Raw genomic sequence first — 18,649 nt, 5'->3', positions numbered from 1 at the left:
CATGAAAGGAAGTGCCTCTGGTTTTTCGCTTCCCTTAAATGAAAAGAACGAAAATCTCTGAGGTGTTCCTTCCCTTCTTTTTTCGAATACCGATTTCTCAAGGATCTAAAACACTTGATAATTCTGCGAAGATTGGAAATACCTTATCCGCCAGGTGTTCAGTTAGGATAACTTTCCGGTTGTTCGTCCCAGAATGCTGGAACATCTCCGTTCTGCTTTCCTACTTCCGTAAAGTACTTGTCATTGTAATAATACCAGACTCTTACAGCCGGATATGTACTTTCCAGGTACTCATCATAATCGATGTCTGATACATCCGCAGACACTATAGAGCAATTGTCATCATCGTAGTAGGGTCCTTCAGTTGGGTCAAGTGGGAACCATTCCCCGTCTTCATAAACTTCTACCCAGGCGTGTCCACCACTGACATTTCCAAAATCTACTTTTCCTATAGCCACACGCACGGTACTTTCATTATATTCTCCCGAAGCAATCAGCAGGGATGCAAGAGTATTTGCCTGTTCTTCACAATCACTGACAGGCTCTCCATAATCCGGATTGCTGGAATATGCAGGGGTTTCATCAAGAAACTCTGTTGGAGTAAGCCATTTTTCATCTACACCGTTCAGGGTCTCATCGGATACCCAGGTCCACGATAAAGCGGCTTGGTATATCTCGTACTTATTGTCAAGATCATTTTCCTCAAGGTAAGAGGTTACAGCATCTGCATATGGGGTAACACAGGATTGATAGTAGGAAGTGTTTTGCTGCGTTATGTATTGTTCGTCCAGAAAACTCCTGGACCTCATGTCAGGAGATATCCCTTTTGAAGGATCTTCTCTGGAGACAGCCGGAGGTAACTGTTGAGGTCCTCCATTATTATAAGTGGGTTGGAAATTTTGTGGCATATTTATGTTTCTTTCTCCAGGAGACAGAGAAAATCTCAAATTTAAGTTTTGAAACTCATGTACTCCACTTTCAATAGTACCTACGAAACTGCAGCACTGAACCCCAAGATTCTGAGGTTCAACAGATAACCAATCTAGAGTATTCCTGTATTCTGGACTGCTTCCCATTTCTACATTTCTAGCACTCGCACCAGTACAAAGAAATATAGCCAATATAAGGGCAACTGTCAAAATTAGATTCATTTTTCTCATTCAATCATCTACCAGTATGTTTTGCAATTTCTTCATATTCTCACACTAATTTTTTCTGTTCATGATTCAACATGTCAAAAGCCCAGTTCTGAAACTCAGGTTCTGAAACTCAGGTTCTGAAACTCAGGTTCTGAAACTCAGGTTCTGAAACTTCTTCATAAAATTCATACATTTTTCTCACTGTAATGCATTTTTTTCCATAAATTTTCTATATAGATTAAGAATTTCGGAATGGAAGCAGGAGACGAAAAATGTAGAAATCTTCAAAGTTTTATTGAGGTTAAACCGTGACTCTTTAACTGATATAAAGTTTTTCTAAAGTTTTTCTCCGAAAGTCAGTGAGTCCGGCAACTCAGTCAAACTCTTGATTCCCGGTACTGCGATATCTGATAATCTACACCTTCCATTTTCTTCTTCGTCTCAAATTAAGCAGGAAATTAAGAAAGAGGTGATTCCTTTTCTTTTCCGTTTATTCGTATCTCAGTGCATCTACTGGTTTTAACTTTGAAGCCCTGTATGCAGGGACGATTCCTGAGATTACTCCTATTAAAACTGCCAGGAGAAGCCCGAAAGCCATCAGGTCAGGAGCAAAATAAATTTCTGAAGAACCTGAACTTGCTCCTCTCATCATTTGTAGACCCAGCATAGGGAAGAGAGTTGAAACAAATGCTCCCAGAATATCTCCAAGGATACCACCAACAAGACCCACCATTGCGGAATTAAAGAGGAAAATCATTAGTATATCCATGTTTTTTGCCCCAATGGCTTTCATGGTCCCGATCTCCTTTGTCTTTTCCAGGACAGAGGTAAACATCGTGTTTGCAATCCCGACGGCTCCTACAAGCAGGGATACGGCTGCAATAGCTCCAAGAAACAGGGTCATTGAACTCGTCATTTCGGTAACAGACTCGGCCATCGATTTCGAAGCTGTCACTGAAAAATCCCTGTCATCTTCCTGAATAATGTGTCTTGAAACCATGAGTTTATCCACGACATCTTCCATCAGTTCATCAACCAGATCTTCACTCCTGGCTTTCACCGTGATGCTATCATAAACACCTTCTTCTGCGTCATCAAGCAGGTTTACTGCCCCATCGATCGGCATGTAAATGCTTCGGTCTCCACGTCCACCTTCTTCTTCCAGGATGCCGACAACGCGTACGGCTTTACCGTTTACAGTTATTACCTGATTGACCCCTATTTCCTGGTCATAAATTCCACTTGCAACCCCGCTTCCTATAACTGCAACATATTTATCAGCCGGTTCAAGCAATCTTCCGGATTGTGTTTTCAGGGTAGTCATGTACTTCCAGACCTGAGGATCCACACCAGTAATTGAGAGAGTTGCATTTTGCGCTGCGTAAATCACTGATTCACTGCCGGAAATATCTCCTGCTATGTACTGTATTCCATCCAGTCCATGGAGAGCCTCGATGTCATCATCTGTTAATTCAGCGTCTGTTGATGAACCCCTCATCCCAGGAGGGCCAGGCATGTTGGATGACGCTTTGGTATACCCCGGACTTATGGTTATCTTCGTCAGGTCCATTTCGGCGAGCCTGCTCTGCACCTGTTCCTGCATAGCATCTCCAAGGGAAAGGATGCCAACAACAGATCCGATCCCTATAACTATTCCAATAATGGTCAGCCAGCTTCGGAGCTTGCTATGCACAAGCATGTTCAGACCCATTTTCAGGTACGTTGAGTTTCTCATCTCGCATCTTTCCGTTCGTTGCTGGGATTTTCGCTTAAGCCTTTTTTAAAAAGGCTTGCAGACAAGCAGTTTTTTGAAAAGGTTTGTGTTTTTCATCTTGCACCCTCCATTTTCTATGGAGATTTTCTTTTCAATCTCTAATTGTCCCTGAACCTGTTCCTGAGCCGTGCTTCTGGTCTTCAGACTTTTTATTTCCGGATTTTTTCTCGTTTTCGGCCTGTTTTTTTCTGCGGTAAACGAATAAACCTGCTATTGCGACCGCTATTAAAACAATATAAGTCAGATATGAACTGAATACACTGCTGTTACCTGCCGCTCCTGACCTTCCTCGTCCCTGTGCAGTCACATTTCCGGCAGTCATTTCGAGTTCTACTTCCTTATCAACCGTTACTCTTTCCCCTTTTGCATCCGTATACTCTATCTGGACTTTCAGGGGATTGGAACCCCTGGAAGTTACATTTTTATCTTTCTCGCTTGCTCTTGCAACCCCTGGTGTTCCTCCACTTTCAGCTCCTCCAGGACTCTGTGTGCTCACAATATTGAAAGATGCAATTGTATAGTCCCCTTTCTCAAGGTTTCCAACAATCGTTGAAGAGCTTCCTGATACCCTGTAACCGTCCTGATCAGGGACTGAAACTTTCACGGAATAAGCCATGTTGTTGCCCACATTTGCAACTGAAAGGGAAACTTCTCCCTGGTCACTTTCTGAAAAAGAAACATCAAAATCAGTTTTCCCACCAACGAAAAGCCCTGCTGTGGTAGCAATGCTTTTCTCATTCGATTCATAGTCTTCAAATTTTAGGTCTACATCCAGAGTATAGAGTCCAGGGTCTGCGTTTATATCTGCCATTACAGAGTAATATACGATTACGGAGTCACCTGCAGCCAGGTACTTGATGTACTTTGTATTATCCGAATATACCGGCAGAATTACCCCTTTTGGGTCTTTCCAGGAAACTACCATGTTTTTCAGAGGTGAGTTTCCGGTATTTGTTATTATGAATTCCAGAGGTTCTTCCTGTGCCAGGTCAATGCTTGCTTTGTTTATGGTAACAATCTGCGCGTACTCTTTACCCCTTACCTCAAGCTGGACGGTTTTTGTAGTAGTAATCGTGTTTAATGAGGACCCGCTTTCTTTAGCAGTGGTGGTAATATCGATATCATATGTGCCTTCCGATACATTTGCATCTGTCATAAGCTTGAACTTAAGGACTGCTGCATCGTCATCATCCTGCCGTGCATTCAGGTAGGAGACCTTTTTTGTGAGGTCTTCTCCGGAAACCTTACTGAAAGGATATTCAGGGTTAACTGTGACAGCAATGTCTTTCAGGTCAGTATTTCCTACATTTTGCACGCTGATAGTGAGTTCAACAGGTTCTCCAGGACGGGCAGCATCAGGGTTCTGTTTAGCCAGGTTTACTTCCAGAGATGCGGATTTTATATCCCCATTAGAGGCAAGCGCAGTTCCAGCCCCAGGGTATATGAACGCTGAAAACAGCAGTAAAAATATTAGTAAAGAGCACTTCTTCATTTTAATTCCTCAATTTAGATTTATTTCATTTTTCGTACCTCGTTCATTTTTCATACTTTGTTCGTTTTTCGGATGTGTTTCTATTTTTTCAATCTCGCCGTCTCGGATGTACACAATTCTTGTTGCATATTTTACAAGTTCAAGGTCATGTGTTACAATGATGATCGTCTTACCTTCACGTTTCTGCAGCCCGTCCAGAAAATCCAGGATATAATCTCCTGTTTTACTGTCCAGGTTTCCTGTGGGCTCATCTGCCAGGATTATGGGCGGGTTTACACCGAGGGAGCGAGCTATTGCAACTCTCTGCCTCTGTCCGCCTGAAAGCTGGGAAGGAAGGTTCTTTTTCTTATCTGAGAGTCCGACAATTTCAAGCAGATATGAGACTTTTTGCCGGGCTGTTTTTCGATCCTCTTCCTGGAATTCCATAGGTAAAAGCACGTTTTCTTCCGTATTCAGGGTTGGAAGGAGGTTAAAGCTCTGGAATATGAAGCCAATCATCTGTCCTCGGACGACGGCGAGTTCGGATTCACTTAGTTTTGAGATGTCTTTAGAATTCAGGCAAACAGTACCTTTTGATGGCATGTCCAGACAGCCCAGCAAATTCATAAGCGTGCTTTTTCCACTTCCACTGGGGCCCAGGATTACAAGGAGCTCCCCTTCATAAATCTCAAGGTTTATTCCTTTAAGAGCCGCAAACTCAACTTCCCCCATCTGATAAATTTTCCAGACATCGGTCAGTTTGATAAATGGAATCTCTACGTTCCTGGAGGCATTCCCTGAATCAGGACTTTTAGCAAAATTACGGGCTGGACTGCCGTAAGGGCTATTTTTCTTGAACCCCCCTGGACCATTTATATTGGAATCATTCTTCGATTCACTGTAGAAATCTGCTGCTTTCTCAAGTGGCTTTAAAATTGAGGTATTTAATTTCTTTTTAAATATCTCTATGATCTTGATAAGCGTCATACATACCCTCTAAACCATGTTCATGCTTCAGAGTTGTCGGATTAATTTTGATTTTGTTCATATCTGCCTGAATCATCGAATCTTAGGGCACATAATTATCTTTTTTATACTGTACTCAAGTTTTACTGTTATTTAACTGTCCTTCTTGAATTACAGGATTAGTAACGGATAATAGTGATATGCGTTTAGTGGTATGCGTTTTTGAGGCACCTGCGAGCTGCACAGTGCCTCATCTATGGAGTAGGATTTAAATCGATCTTCGTTTTTGAGGCACCTGCAAGCTGCATAGTGCCTCATTTTCTGGAGTGTAGGTTTGACTGCTCCCTTCTATCGCTTCTCAATGGTGAACTTTTGTGTTGATCTAATGGTCGCTAAGAGTGGCGAGGTATCCTGTTTCTATTTGCTTCTTTCCCATTGAGCCGTACAGGATTAAAGGTATCTGCTAGATGCAGATACCTTACCTGTCAGTTTCTAGGAGAAGGCAGTCATCTCCTTCATTTGCATTTAATAATAAAAGCATACTTAGCAAAAATAGGAGATATACGGAATTAATTTATCAATGAAGCTTTTCTAGGAGTTAGTTATTGAATTTAATCTTTAATTGCATTTTAAGTAAAAAATTAAATCTCAGTAAAGTATTATTTGCTAGGGGGTCTTCTCAAAAAATCTTCAGACCTTTCATAGAAGCCGTTTTCTTCGACAAAACTAGGGTTTAGAGTGTTATTTTTCAGGACTTTGCCCCAGTTTCGGAATTTTACCTGAGATTGAAAGGCAAGGATTTTCCAGTACTCATCTGATTTTTTTAGATACATGCCCGAGCTAACAGGACATGCTTGAAAGCTGGAGTAGCTAAAAATGGAGTCGTTAAAAATGGAATAGCTAAATCTGGAATAGCTCATTAAAAAGTATTTGCAAAAGTTATATATATGAAGACATAGTGAAAGCGACCACTACGAAATCCCAAACTTCCCCATATAATTAATTTTTTATTTACATTCAAGTTTTACTCATTAGGTCTAATTTTTTTCTGAAAAAAATCAGAGAAGGCTTATTTAAGTAATACTCTGTGTTTACTATTCCTATCAACGGTAATAAAGTAAGGAGTCCTGCATTCAGGAAAGAGGATATTCATGAGTGCCCAACAAGAATTAACCTGATTTTACCTTAATTCTGGGAGTATTTCATCTGCTGGAAAGTTTTTTACCTTCCTCTCAATTTCTGGTTCTTATTACACAGACAATTAAGAAACACAGGTTAAAAATTTTTAAATTATGGAAAATATCTCCTAATTAAGCTTTATTTAAAAATAAATGAGTTTTTTAACTTTTAAATTGAAAGTAAACCCTTATTTATGTCTATTTTTTGCAAGTATCTTTATTTCTTTTTCTGCCAATTAAGGGAGCGCACAGCAGTCATTGGAGAACAGCAGAACCGCTATGTAAACGGTTCGTGAAGCAAAAATCAATAAAACGAAAATCAATCAAATGGACTGAAATTGATAATCTTACAAAAATGTCGCTGTAAATATTAAAAAGGAGGGAGGAAATGAAAAAAATAAAGCTCAACTATCTAGTAGACCTGGCACTTTTTGTTCAATTTGCCTTGGTCGGTTATTCAGGTCTTATAATGTATTTCAATCGCTATTCTGCAGGTTCACTCTTAAGATTGATCCATGATAAAGTTGGAATCCTGATGCTGGTTTTCTTTGTTGCCCACATTGCACTCCATTGGAGATGGATCGTGTTCACCACAAAGAACTTTTTCAGAAAAGAAAAACAAATCAAAAAGTCGAGAAAAGTAAAACTCAACTATCTCGTAGACCTGGCATTTTTCGTTCAATTTGCCTTGGTTGGTTATTCAGGTCTTATAATGTTCTTCAACCACCATGCAGCAGGCCAAATCTTGAGTTTGATCCATGATAAAGTTGGAATCCTGATGCTGGTTTTCTTTGTTGCCCACATTGCACTCCATTGGAGATGGATCGTGTTCACCACAAAGAATTTGTTCGGAAGACAAAGAGAAATGAAAGAGGGTGAAGTTATCGAGGCAAACTATATGCCTGTGGACTAAGGTCGGTAAAAATCTAAGGCAAAAAAAGAATTCATTTGTCATCAGTTAAGGAATCATCGGTTCAGAAACCATAGGTTAAGGAATCATCGGTTCAGAAACCATAGGTTAAGGAATCATCGGTTCAGAAACCATAGGTTAAGGAATCATCGGTTACTGAATTCTCGGTTAAGGAATTCTCGGTTAAGGAATTCTAGGTTAAGGAATTCTCGGTTAAGGAATTCTCGGTTAAGGAATTCTCGGTTAAGGAATTCTCGGTTAAGGAATTCTCGGTTAAGGAATTCTCGGTTAAGGAATTCTCGGTTAAGGAATTCTCGGTTAAGGAATTCTCGGTTAAGGAATTCTCGGTTAAGGAATTCTCGGTTAAGGAATTTTCTTGCCTGAAAGCTATCGATTTTGCATTAGAAGTCAGAAGTAGTTGTATTATGTAATAACAACAAACGGTGATAGATATGGCACTAACATCCATCACCTTATATCAACCGTTGTTTAAATATATGCTTTCTTAATGATTTTTGTAAGCTCGTCTCTGTCAATTAAACCTATACTATTCGCTTTAGCTAATTCAATTGCAGAATTTGTAAAATAGTTATTCGTAACTACCAAACCTTCAGTACATTTGTATAAAGCTTTAGATGCTACAACTTCCTGTACTGCTTTATTTGAAACTTTACTTGAATACCGTTTAACTTGAACAGCAGTTTTTTTCCCATCTTTTGATAGAATAAGATCTGCACCTTGATCGCCTGTTCTTCTGGTCCCTTTTACTGAATATCCTAAGTTTTCAAAAACAGACTTCAAAAAGTTTTCAAAATCCTCGCCTTCCATCACATCTATTTTAGTTAATGTTGCATTTAGGTCTCTTGGCCGGCTTATTTTTGGTCTTTCTCGCTTTAACCATTTTGTCAACCAGCTAAAAAAATTCATCCCGGAGACATTTATCGTATCTAATCCTGGATTTAGATCTCTTGACCTGTTTATTTTTGGTCTTTTTTGTTCTATCCCTTTTTCTAACCCCTTTTCTAATCCTTTCAAAAAATTCTTCAAGGCGACCTCTGAACGGCTTATTTGTTCTTCAGGATTCCACAAAAAAGCAAAATTTAAAAATATAATTGTCATCAAAAGAAACAATATACCCAATATCGGAGTGCCTACTATGGTCAATAACCCAAAGATAAAGCTAACCGATGCTACAATAAGATAACCTATATACAAGACAATGTGTGAAAACTTTGGTTGTGGTGGAGCTATTAGAGTACCAACTTCAAATTTAAAAGTTGTAATTGCAATTAAAAAGCAAACTAAACTCCAAAAAAACAATCCTTCTGATAACATACTCAACCCCGCAAACACAAATATTGACCCTATAAAAAAATAAATAAATTTCCGGGAAATATTTGAAAACTTAGGTTTTTGCTGGGGTACAGGAGTACTAGATATTGGGGAATCTGCTATAGTATTATCTTCTGATGAAATTGGTACTGTACTCACATCTGATGGGGTTGTTAGAGTACTTTTATCTACCACTGACGAAAAATCTTCCATTTTTTAGTCCTCTTTATAAAAAGTAATAATGAAAATAATGTTTTATTCCAAAATCAGTTCACTTTTTTAATTTTTTTATTACAATAACCTATTGTATCGGATGATATACTATTTCGCTTCAACTTCGAGTTTTTTTCTTTTACATAATCATTCCACATTACCAAAGTGAAGCTTAAATATATTCAACATTTAATTTTTCAGCTCGACTGCTGCTGTATTGAATGTTGAAATTTCAAATGGTTTTGAATCTGCGAAATCATTTCAGAATACAACAAATAATAAAAATAGAGAATTAATTAAAAAGCTTTCTTTTTTTAAAATTCATTATTATAAATATATTACATGCAATACTAATTATTGAAAAACGACAGTGTGCTAATTTTTCTGAAAAATCACAACTATCAAGAAGTTATCAACTATAATTAAAAAGTTATCAACTATAATTAAAAAGTTCTCAAGTATAGTTAAGAAATTGTCACATATACAATTCCGTATAGGAAGATCAATTATCTCTATAGTACACAAAAACTTGATTTAGAGCTCATCCCAAAGCTTGAAATTTGCTTCTTGGGCCTTTAATTTCTACTATTCAATCAAACACGAGATCATGAAAATATCTTTGAAACCCCTTAACGATTAAGAATAAAATATCTTTTGGGATAGGCTCAATAAATTAAAATTAAGATCGATAAAAATAAATGTGGTACGGAATCAAAGAGGAGTGGTGAAACTTTGAAAGCTCTGGTTATTATAGATATGACTAACGATTTCGTATATGAGACCTACGAACATGAAGGAACGTTATATGAGGGAAAACTTGTAGCCCCTATGGCAAAGGCAATTGTTGACAAAATAGCCAGGCTAATAATAAAGGTAGTAAAAGGGGGAACAGTCAGTGTTATCAGGATTCCGAAAGATCACCTAAATGCCTTTATGAACCCCGAACTCGAACTGAAAGCTGCAGAGCTGGGAATCGATGAAGTATTCATGACGGGCCTGGTTGAGGAAGTCTGCATCTACGTTAATAGCCTTTGTTTCCTTGAAAGGGGCTTTCGAACAAACATCGTAAAAGGTTGTACTGCACCTTTTGATGAAGAAAAAGGAAGAGAAGCCTTTAGCGAACTTACGGGATGCGGAGCAAAAATGGTCGAGGATATTCCTGAAGACATAAAGGTTATCCTGCTCCTCGAAGACGAACATGATGAAAATTCCGAAGAAATAAAGTCAGGAGAATGGCCACCCCATAATATGAAAGGAACCCCTGGGGCCATGACCGTAAAGACGATCAGGAATGTGCTTGAGGGAAGGTATAGTTAAGTAAACCGAAGTATGCAAGTTTCTTGACAGAGAAATAAGTCTGGCTTTCTATTGATCTAATTAGATATAGGGGTTATATCCGACGATTCTCTTTTTAATATCTAACATAGGAATCGGCCCGAATATTGCCTGATGCCTGGATTTAGGCTATAAATCAATAATGCAAGGGATAGAAAGATTTCGTCACTGCTGAAGGTAAACTTAAAGCTGTCAAGCTCTGTATAGAAGAGGTTATACTGCTTTGTTTTGGTCACGAGCATAATTATGTATTAAAATTTAATTAAAATCCTGTTAATTTCTTAATCTTACTACTTTTTTTAATTTTGTTAATTTTTTAATGCTTCAGTAGCTACTTGAACACTAATCTTACAGGCAATATCTAAAGCCTATTTTCCTGCTTTCTGAAGATATTCATATGTTTTAGGTTCATTTCCGTTTCTCGGAGAGTTTTCAACTCCAGCAATGTTGCCAACCGAGATATCATTCTCAAGTATTTTTGCTTCATCTTATTAAGAATTACTTTTCAAAGTTAACTGTAGTTACAGCCTTAGTAATATCGTTTTTTGATCGTTTTTTGACCACCCTTTGACCGTTCATAAACCTATGTATTTTTATATGTCAATGGATTCGTTTATCTTTACAATTATAATAAATATATATTGTATTAAACTTTCTTTATAATATGACATGTATAAAATTCTAATACAAATATAGGAGTATTTTCATGAACGTTTTCAAAAAAACATTGACTTTAGTGATACTTCTTGTTGTTATGTCAAGCCCTGTGCTTGCAGCAAATGATCATCAAGAAAATGATTATCATGGACATCCAAAAGTTCCTGCTGGTATACCATCCACTGTAAAGAATGGAATGGTAAATTCATATTCAACCAACTGGGCTGGTTATGATGTAGTTACTTCCACGGGTGAAGTAACCAGTGTGAAAGGGTCATGGATTGTACCTGCAGTTAACTCAAAGGTTGGAAATTCATATTCTGCGAACTGGATTGGTATTGATGGTGATACATCAAGTACTGTTGAGCAGGTAGGAACTAGCAGTGACAATCCCTCTAAGAATACTGCGAGCTACTACGCCTGGTTTGAATTCTATCCTGAGCCCTGCTACAAGATTGATACGATACAGGTAAAGCCAGGAGATTTAATGTCTGCAGAAATCAAGTTTGAAGATGGAGTATGTTATGCAAATATTACTGATAAAACAACTGGACAGTCATACTCAGCAAAACATGCCGATACAGGTTATGAAAAGAAATCTGCCGAATGGATTGTTGAGGCTCCCTGGTTCAATAGAATCCTGCCGTTAGCAAACTTTGGGACTACGTCCTTTGGATCTGATTATACCTTTATTGATAGTACTTGCTCTGCTGCAATTAATGGTGTTTCTGGTAATATTTCTTCATACGGATCTTCAGTAAATAGTATCACTATGGTAAATAATAAAGGGCAAGTAAAAGCGCAGCCTTCTGCACTCAGCAGCAGCGGTACAAGTTTTAACGTAGCCTGGAAACGAGCTAGTTAAACTTCTTTTTATTTATTTTCCTTTTAAAAGAAGTGCATATAATGGATTTTTAGTCATATATGTGAACCATAGGACGTTGTTTAAGGATATCAAAATTAATAAGCATTTGATGTAAACACTTATCGACAGAGTATATGACTGATGATTTACAGGCAAACTTACTAAAAAAACAAACTATTTGTATTACTCTAAGTAATTATCCCGCTGGTATTATATACAGGAACTTACATAGTATATATTGTTCACAAGAAACTAAACTGTAAAATGAAGCAAATTCAGGACAGAGTAAAATTCGATCCCGCAATGAACTTCATTGACGTGCAAGCTTAAAATGGAGCAAATTCAAGGCGGCTTGAAAACCGATCTCGAAATCTACTTCATTGATGCGTAAGCTTAAAATGAAGCTAATTTAGGGCAGTCTGAACCTGATCCCGTATTAGACTTCATTGGCGCGTAGCTATAAGGTGGAGCAAATTCAGGACGGCTTAAGAACCGATCCAGTAATATCCTTCATTTATGGCGTAAACTGCGAGATGAAGCAAATTCAGGACAGTCTGAAACCTGATCCCGTAATAGACTTCGTGATGTGTAAGCTTAAAATGGAGCAAATTCAAGACGGCTTTAAAACCGGTCTCGAAATCTACTTCACTGACGCATAAGCTTGAAATGAAGCAAATTCAGGACAGAATAAAATCTGATCCAGCAATAAACTTCATTGTTGCAGACTAAACCTTGTGAACCCTTTATTCACTCTTTTAATCAAAGTTAAAGCGTATAAACATCGTTTCTCTTCTTTTACTGCTTTTCTCAGCTTTTCATTCCTGATGTTTAACAAGCAACATCATGATACTGTTTTGAAACAAAGTGAACAGAATACTGGTCACTGATATACTGACTTATTTTATCGAGTGCCATTATTTTCTTCAACGCATCCATAAAAAATGATGCAGTATAAAATCCTGGTATTAAACGAAATGATAACCTCCGTCACTATATCTTACCAGAATTGCATTCAGGTCATCGTCCAGTATAAGATTCTGGTTATTAATCGAAACGTAAACATTCATAGGAGTTCCATAAGTACGTTCAAATGAAGTTCTAACGAATGTGTGGTTAGTTAAATTCATCTGTGGGACATCTTGAGAATTTCTGGAATAGTGCTGATAGGTTCCATTTCTTAGAAATGCTATTTTTTCAATCTCGTGTGTGTTAATTAGTTCCTCTCCGGCATCATCAACAACAAGAAGACTGTACGTATGTGAGTCCCTATTTTTTACTGGAAGCGTTGTTATGTTTCTTTCAGGTTTGACTTCCAATGCATAGACAATTTTGGTCCAGCTTATTTCATCGGGAGAGTAGGGAGAAGGTTCCATCACGTTCTCTGGATCTGCCTTATTGAAAAATTCAAATACACTTCTGTTTACCCAGCTGCAAAATAACGGAGTCCCTTCACTATTTAATTCATAAGGGTCTTCAGAATAAGGCGGTATGCCAAACACCGTTGAGTAATTGAAGCGTTCGGCAACTCTTAAAGTTTCACTACTTTTTTCTAATGAGGTTGAGGAAACAGGAGTTTCGTTATACATCAGTAAAAATGATTCATTGTACAGCGAATTAACCTGAAAAACCACAGATCCGTTTATAGTTTGTTCGGGAGACAGAGTTATATTTTCAATTTTATTTTCTTCTTTGAGGCTTGAAAGCACCTCCAGATGTGATCTCTCATAAAAACCGTAAGGGTCTAGATTTGTAGTATTAAATGTACGATTTCCATCATGTACATTAAGCTCGTTTAATTTAAAATCGAGGTCATTTGAACCGTTATTCTTTATTGAAAGGTTATATACCGCGTAATACTTTTCATTGAGATTATATCCGAGCTTGATTTCTGCGGGATCACTTGAACCACGGTATTCTTTAACTCTGCATATGCAAAGCTTACCATTTTCCTCTTTTACTTTTAATTGAATGTTATTAGGAGTTATTAAAACCATATTTTTATCGTCTGCAAGCTTTAACTCCAAAGAATTGTCGGGTGTGAAAACACGGATTGTATTATTGTCATTGGTTTTAACGATCTGCGCGTTACTTATCCAATCAATTTCCAGATCATTCTTGAGGTATTTGCTGAGATTATTACTTTCGTTACCCGGGACATTATCCCAGCTAAACAGGTAACTTAATACATTTTCTGAATTATCGTGCATATAAATACTTGAGAAAGATGTTACTTCGATTTCGGGGATATTTTCTTCTTCGGATGACAGGGTTGTTGATGATATATTTTCTGGTGTTGTATTTCCTGGCCTTTGATATGCTGACTCATTTGATTGAGTGAGATTATTTTCTTCAACACATCCACTAAAAATAATAAAGATTGTTAGAATAAGTAGTAATATTCGCAATCCCAATCATCCCCGGTCAATTTCAATGGGTTTTGTAGAAATCCTCTGAAATAAAAAGTCTTCATTAATTTAGAATGAACTACATTATATATTTTTGTTTGTTTATTTTCCGCCTCTTGGAGCTATTTTAGAGAAGCTTTCTATAGAGCCTAAGTTTTGATTACATCCAAAGACACAAGTAGACAATTATTTAATCAACTGACATCTTAAAAGTACTTCAAAATTGATAATAAAATGTTCGGAGAAAGGTTCGGAGAAAATACTCGGACTTAATCAGAAAATAAATATATTTCTGCCTAGGAATTAGCTGAAATCTTAGGAATTAGCTCGCATGCAGTTGAGAAACAGATAACAAATCTTAAAGACAAAGGGCTTTTAAAGAGAATAGGTCCAGATAAAGGCGGATATTGTGAAGTTAATAAGGAAAATAGAGAACTTAATTTTTGAAAGTAAGTTGAGAGAAAAGTTCGATGAAAAGTTCGGTGAAAAGTTCAGTAAAAAGTTTGAACACTGAATTGAATGAGGCTCTGGCAGCGTAAAAATGAAATCCTGATTATTAAGGGAAATGAACCCCTAAATTATTAGATATCGCTATATTTATCTTTTGAGAATCATCCATTATAATATCCTGATTATTAAAACAAATAATGCCAACATCCATATTTCCATAACGTTCAAATGAAGTTTGAATGATTGTAACGTTAGATAAATTTGTCTGTGGAATGTCTATACTCTCTCCTGAATAGAGTTCATAGGTTTTATTCCTGAGAATTGCTATTTTATCATCCCCATAAGAATCGGATGTGTTAATTAGTTCCTCTCCAGCATCATCAACAACATTGATACGTGTTTTTCCAGAAAGCATCGTTATGTTTTTTTCAGGTACGACTTTTAATGCATAGACAATTCTGGTAAAATTCATGTCATTGGGAGAGGACATCAAAACGCTATCAGAATCTACCTTGTTGAAGAATTCAAATACACTTCTGTTTACCCAGTTGGGATATATGAACGGATACACTCTAAGGTTCGGTTCAAAAGCTTCAAAATCACCATTAAAATAAGGCGGTATGCCAAAAACTACTGAGTAATTGTAACGTTCTGCTGTTTTCAGAGCTTTTATACTCTTTTCAAAAGATGCTGAGGAAATAGGAGTTTCATTATACATCAGTAAAAATGACTCGTTATACAACGAATTAACCTGAAAAACCACAGATCCGTTTATAGTTTGTCCTGGAGATAGAGTTGTATTTTCAATTTTATTTTCTTTTTCTAGGGTTGAAAGTACCTCCAGTTTTGATCTAACATAAAAACCGTAAGGATCCATATTTATGGTATTAAATATCTGATCTCCATCACGTATATGAAGTTCATTTAATTTAAAATCGAGATTTTTTGAACCATTATTCTTTATTGAAAGCCCATATGCTGCGTAATATCTTTCATTGAAATTATATCCAAGTTTGTTTTCTTCGGGGTCCGCTCCGCCATATTCTTTAACTCTGTATATGCAAAGCTTACCATTTTCCTCTTTTACTTTTAATTGAATGTTATTAGGAGTTATTAAAACCGTATTTTTATCGTCTGCAAGCTTTAACTCCAGAGAATTGTTGGGTGTGAAAACACGGATTGTATTATTGTCATTGGTTTTAATTATCTGCGCATTACTTACCCAATCAATTTTCAGATCATTTTGAGGTAATCACTGAGTTTTTTACTTTCGTTCCCGGGAACATTATCCCAACTAAACAGGTAACTTAATACATTTTCTGAATTATCATGCATATAAATGCTTGAGAAGGACGTTACTTCGATTTCAGGGATATCTTCATCGGATGACAGGGTTGTTGAGGACAGATTTTCTGGTGTCGTATTTCCTGGCCTTTGATATGCTGACTCATTTGATTGAGTGAGATTATTTTCTTCAACGCATCCACTAAAAATAATAAAGATTGTTAGAATAAGTAGTAATATTCGCAATCCCAATCATCCCCGGTCAATTTCAATGGGTTTTGTAGAAATCCTCTGAAATATGAAGTATTCATTAATTTAGAATGAACTACATTATATATTTTTGTTTGTTTATTTTCAGCCTCTTGGAGCTATTTTAGAGAAGCTTTCTACAGAGCCTAAGTTTTGATTACATACAAAGACACAAGTAGACAATTATTTAATCAACTGACATCTTAAAAGTACTTCAAAATTGATAACGAAGGTTCGGAGAAAAGTTTCAGTACAGAACTAAATGAGGCTCTGGCGGCGTAAAACAAAAGTAAGTAACAAAACAAAAGTAAGTAACTTCGCAGGTTCTTTTCAAAAACCTGGAAATAGCTTATATGTTCTATTTTTGTACTCCTCATATTCTGAACCAAAAGCTTCTTGCAATGCCTCTTCTTCAACACGTATGCGGTACTGATATGCGATTAAGCTTAAAAGGAATGCAACGAGCGCTCCGAACCAGGTTCCAATCGCTAGAGTAATCCCTATCAGGGACAGCATACCTCCAGTATAGGATGGGTGTCGAATATATCTGTACGGTCCATTTGTTACGAGCTTTGCTTTTTCACGAACCTGTACCTGCCCGGTAAAATACTTTCCAAGAATCCAGATTGACCATTCGCGGAGTATAATACCGACCGCAATCAAAACAAGTCCTGCATATTGGAAATTTCCGCCGAATATTCCTATATCAGAACCACGTAACGTAAAAGCAATAAAGAGTACTGACCAGGCCATTGCTATAATGATCCAACAAGAACCCTTATCCTTATTTGTCGTCTGAGAATTCTTCCTGCTAAAAAGAAAGTTTATAATTTCACTTAAAATCCACACACAAAAGAGAATCATGAAAGATGAAACTGCAAATTGAGAAGGAAACCAATCATCAGGAAAAACTGAGCGGTGTTGCAATTGAAAAATGGCAAATAATAGCAAAACAATAACCATTGACGTGATCGGAGCATCCTCGAAAATATGACTACCCAGTGTCTTTTTCATAATAATTCTTCCTGAAGTACTAAAAGGATTAGTGATTTATTTTGAAACTTAAACAATCAGATTAATTTTTTATTCAGAACTTACATTACAATTTAATAAAATTTATTGTGCATAAATAAAAGGATTTCGAGTAGAATGGGCGAAAAGTGGGGAGAAAAGTTTGAATATAGAATTGAATGAGGCACTGGCTGCTTGAAGATGAATAGATGGATAGAGGAGATTATTGAAGCTGGGGAAGGATACCTCATCGAATTCAAAGAATCTCTTGATAAATCATTTATCGAGGAGGTTTGTGCTTTTGCCAATTCCAGTGGAGGTAAAGTTATCCTCGGAGTTTCCGACAGAGGGGTTATAAAGGGAATAAATACAGACAATAATTTTAGATCGAGAATTCAAGACTCCCTTAGACAATTGCAGCCTTATCTTGATGTTGGAATTGAGGTCAAAGATAATCTTATCGTAGTTGGCGTGCCGGATGGCAACGACAAACCTTACGCCTGTTCGAGAGGATTTTTTATTCGTAATGGGGCAAATTCCCAGAAACTTACTCGCAATGAGATTATTGAGTTTTTCCAGAAAGAGGGTCGGATTCGCTTTGATGAATTGAAAAATGATAAAGCAGTTTTCGAAACCGATTTTGATGAGAAGGCATTTGAGAATTTCCTGAATCTTACGGGAAACATCACTGCAACTGACATTTACCAGCCTTTTCTGGATAAACTGATGGAAAATGCAGTTAAAGAAGGATTTGATGACAGGATTACCACGGTTTGTGCTTCCATGGATGACCTGCCTTTTGAAGCAGGAGAATTCGACATCATCTGGTCAGAGGGCTCTATCTTTGTCATTGGTTTTGAAAAAGGACTTAGCTACTGGAAACAGTTTCTGAAAGATGAGGGTTATATAGCACTGACAGAAAGCACATGGTTCACGGATGAACCTTCTTCGGAAGTGCTTCAATTCTGGCAGGACTGTTATCCTGATATCAAGAGCATACCCGACACTGAAAAAGTTATCATGGCAGCAGGATATGATCTCATTGACCGCTTTAAACTACCAGCTTCTACCTGGTACGATTTTTACTCCCATCTGGAAAAAAGAGTTGATGACGTCAGTGATAACTATAAAGGAAACACCGATGCAGAAACGATACTTAGTTTTAACAGAAAAGAGATAAAGATCTTCAGAGAACACCCAGATGAATATGGTTATACATTCTTCATTTTACAGAAGAAAACAAATAAATGATCTGTTACTGATGAACAATTAAATGATCCAGAAACTCAAAAAGAAATCAAAGCAGCAATCAAAGAAGAGTAATATCTAATATCGTATATGGGGTGACTTGCTCATAACAAGCAGGTCACATCCGAATACAAATCATTTTTAATTTAATTTTTTGCTCTA

At 37.1% G+C, this 18,649-nt stretch carries 15 protein-coding genes; 6 read left to right on the top strand and 9 right to left on the bottom strand.

Translation table 11 applies throughout. The annotated features are described in order from the left end of the window. Nucleotides 1-158: 158 nt before the first annotated feature. The 4 genes from MSKOL_RS10585 to MSKOL_RS10570 form a co-directional block, all read right to left on the bottom strand. Nucleotides 159-1,076 (bottom strand): transglutaminase domain-containing protein, encoded by a 918-nt coding sequence (locus MSKOL_RS10585; protein WP_231592190.1) that lies wholly within the window; start codon nucleotides 1,074-1,076, stop codon nucleotides 159-161. Between the two features lie 553 nt (nucleotides 1,077-1,629). After that, nucleotides 1,630-2,874 (bottom strand): ABC transporter permease, encoded by a 1,245-nt coding sequence (locus MSKOL_RS10580; RefSeq protein ID WP_048155992.1) that lies wholly within the window; start codon nucleotides 2,872-2,874, stop codon nucleotides 1,630-1,632. Between the two features lie 130 nt (nucleotides 2,875-3,004). Then, nucleotides 3,005-4,405: a COG1361 S-layer family protein gene (locus MSKOL_RS10575; protein ID WP_048155990.1), complete on the bottom strand. Its 1,401-nt coding sequence runs from the start codon at nucleotides 4,403-4,405 to the stop codon at nucleotides 3,005-3,007. Nucleotides 4,406-4,414: 9 nt separating this feature from the next. Beyond that, nucleotides 4,415-5,371 (bottom strand): ABC transporter ATP-binding protein, encoded by a 957-nt coding sequence (locus MSKOL_RS10570; RefSeq protein ID WP_304413714.1) that lies wholly within the window; start codon nucleotides 5,369-5,371, stop codon nucleotides 4,415-4,417. A gap of 1,545 nt (nucleotides 5,372-6,916) precedes the next feature. On the opposite strand from MSKOL_RS10570, the gene MSKOL_RS18805 reads away from it, so the two are divergent. Both MSKOL_RS18805 and MSKOL_RS21635 read left to right on the top strand, forming a co-directional pair. Then, nucleotides 6,917-7,441, top strand: coding sequence for a DUF4405 domain-containing protein (locus MSKOL_RS18805; RefSeq protein WP_052725418.1), 525 nt, complete (start codon nucleotides 6,917-6,919; stop codon nucleotides 7,439-7,441). A 33-nt stretch (nucleotides 7,442-7,474) separates the two neighbouring features. Continuing rightward, complete coding sequence (locus MSKOL_RS21635; RefSeq protein ID WP_082091239.1) at nucleotides 7,475-7,822, top strand: pentapeptide repeat-containing protein; 348 nt, start codon at nucleotides 7,475-7,477, stop codon at nucleotides 7,820-7,822. Between the two features lie 105 nt (nucleotides 7,823-7,927). Here the strand turns inward: MSKOL_RS21635 and MSKOL_RS21090 are convergent, their stop codons facing one another. Next, the gene (locus MSKOL_RS21090; RefSeq protein ID WP_231592189.1) at nucleotides 7,928-8,983 is read right to left on the bottom strand and encodes a restriction endonuclease; all 1,056 of its coding nucleotides are present in this window, start codon (nucleotides 8,981-8,983) and stop codon (nucleotides 7,928-7,930) included. Between the two features lie 732 nt (nucleotides 8,984-9,715). On the opposite strand from MSKOL_RS21090, the gene MSKOL_RS10555 reads away from it, so the two are divergent. The 3 genes from MSKOL_RS10555 (at nucleotide 9,716) to MSKOL_RS10545 (ending at nucleotide 12,499) form a co-directional block, all read left to right on the top strand. Beyond that, nucleotides 9,716-10,300: a cysteine hydrolase family protein gene (locus MSKOL_RS10555; RefSeq protein ID WP_231592188.1), complete on the top strand. Its 585-nt coding sequence runs from the start codon at nucleotides 9,716-9,718 to the stop codon at nucleotides 10,298-10,300. Nucleotides 10,301-11,024: 724 nt separating this feature from the next. After that, nucleotides 11,025-11,840 carry a G1 family glutamic endopeptidase gene (locus MSKOL_RS10550; RefSeq protein WP_052725417.1) on the top strand — a complete coding sequence of 272 codons (816 nt, stop codon included), beginning with the start codon at nucleotides 11,025-11,027 and terminating at the stop codon, nucleotides 11,838-11,840. Nucleotides 11,841-12,304: 464 nt separating this feature from the next. After that, the gene (locus tag MSKOL_RS10545; RefSeq protein WP_048155987.1) at nucleotides 12,305-12,499 is read left to right on the top strand and encodes a hypothetical protein; all 195 of its coding nucleotides are present in this window, start codon (nucleotides 12,305-12,307) and stop codon (nucleotides 12,497-12,499) included. A gap of 306 nt (nucleotides 12,500-12,805) precedes the next feature. Here the strand turns inward: MSKOL_RS10545 and MSKOL_RS10540 are convergent, their stop codons facing one another. The 4 genes from MSKOL_RS10540 to MSKOL_RS20745 form a co-directional block, all read right to left on the bottom strand. Further along, nucleotides 12,806-14,245 (bottom strand): hypothetical protein, encoded by a 1,440-nt coding sequence (locus MSKOL_RS10540; protein WP_048155985.1) that lies wholly within the window; start codon nucleotides 14,243-14,245, stop codon nucleotides 12,806-12,808. Nucleotides 14,246-14,801: 556 nt separating this feature from the next. After that, nucleotides 14,802-15,572, bottom strand: coding sequence for a hypothetical protein (locus tag MSKOL_RS10535; protein ID WP_048155983.1), 771 nt, complete (start codon nucleotides 15,570-15,572; stop codon nucleotides 14,802-14,804). 356 nt (nucleotides 15,573-15,928) lie between these two features. Continuing rightward, entirely contained in the window at nucleotides 15,929-16,225 is a 297-nt protein-coding gene (locus MSKOL_RS10530; RefSeq protein ID WP_048155979.1) for a hypothetical protein, read from the bottom strand. A gap of 333 nt (nucleotides 16,226-16,558) precedes the next feature. Then, nucleotides 16,559-17,092, bottom strand: a complete 534-nt coding sequence (locus tag MSKOL_RS20745) for an isoprenylcysteine carboxylmethyltransferase family protein (protein ID WP_255352002.1) — start codon at nucleotides 17,090-17,092, stop codon at nucleotides 16,559-16,561. A 348-nt stretch (nucleotides 17,093-17,440) separates the two neighbouring features. On the opposite strand from MSKOL_RS20745, the gene MSKOL_RS21085 reads away from it, so the two are divergent. Further along, nucleotides 17,441-18,490, top strand: a complete 1,050-nt coding sequence (locus MSKOL_RS21085) for an RNA-binding domain-containing protein (protein WP_231592642.1) — start codon at nucleotides 17,441-17,443, stop codon at nucleotides 18,488-18,490. Nucleotides 18,491-18,649: the final 159 nt, after the last annotated feature.

The organism is Methanosarcina sp. Kolksee (genome assembly GCF_000969945.1).
Taxonomy (GTDB): Archaea; Halobacteriota; Methanosarcinia; order Methanosarcinales; family Methanosarcinaceae; genus Methanosarcina; species Methanosarcina vacuolata.
This window is presented reverse-complemented; position numbering and strand designations above follow the sequence as displayed.

Bases quoted from the DNA above. Each gene is read 5' to 3' on its own strand.
- MSKOL_RS10585 (WP_231592190.1), bottom strand. From the start codon at position 1,076: ATGGGAAGCAGTCCAGAATACAGGAATACTCTAGATTGGTTATCTGTT.
- MSKOL_RS10580 (WP_048155992.1), bottom strand. From the start codon at position 2,874: ATGAGAAACTCAACGTACCTGAAAATGGGTCTGAACATGCTTGTGCAT.
- MSKOL_RS10575 (WP_048155990.1), bottom strand. From the start codon at position 4,405: ATGAAGAAGTGCTCTTTACTAATATTTTTACTGCTGTTTTCAGCGTTC.
- MSKOL_RS10570 (WP_304413714.1), bottom strand. From the start codon at position 5,371: ATGACGCTTATCAAGATCATAGAGATATTTAAAAAGAAATTAAATACC.
- MSKOL_RS18805 (WP_052725418.1), top strand. From the start codon at position 6,917: ATGAAAAAAATAAAGCTCAACTATCTAGTAGACCTGGCACTTTTTGTT.
- MSKOL_RS21090 (WP_231592189.1), bottom strand. From the start codon at position 8,983: ATGGAAGATTTTTCGTCAGTGGTAGATAAAAGTACTCTAACAACCCCA.
- MSKOL_RS10550 (WP_052725417.1), top strand. From the start codon at position 11,025: ATGAACGTTTTCAAAAAAACATTGACTTTAGTGATACTTCTTGTTGTT.
- MSKOL_RS10535 (WP_048155983.1), bottom strand. From the start codon at position 15,572: ATGGATCCTTACGGTTTTTATGTTAGATCAAAACTGGAGGTACTTTCA.
- MSKOL_RS20745 (WP_255352002.1), bottom strand. From the start codon at position 17,092: ATGATTCTCTTTTGTGTGTGGATTTTAAGTGAAATTATAAACTTTCTT.
- MSKOL_RS21085 (WP_231592642.1), top strand. From the start codon at position 17,441: ATGAATAGATGGATAGAGGAGATTATTGAAGCTGGGGAAGGATACCTC.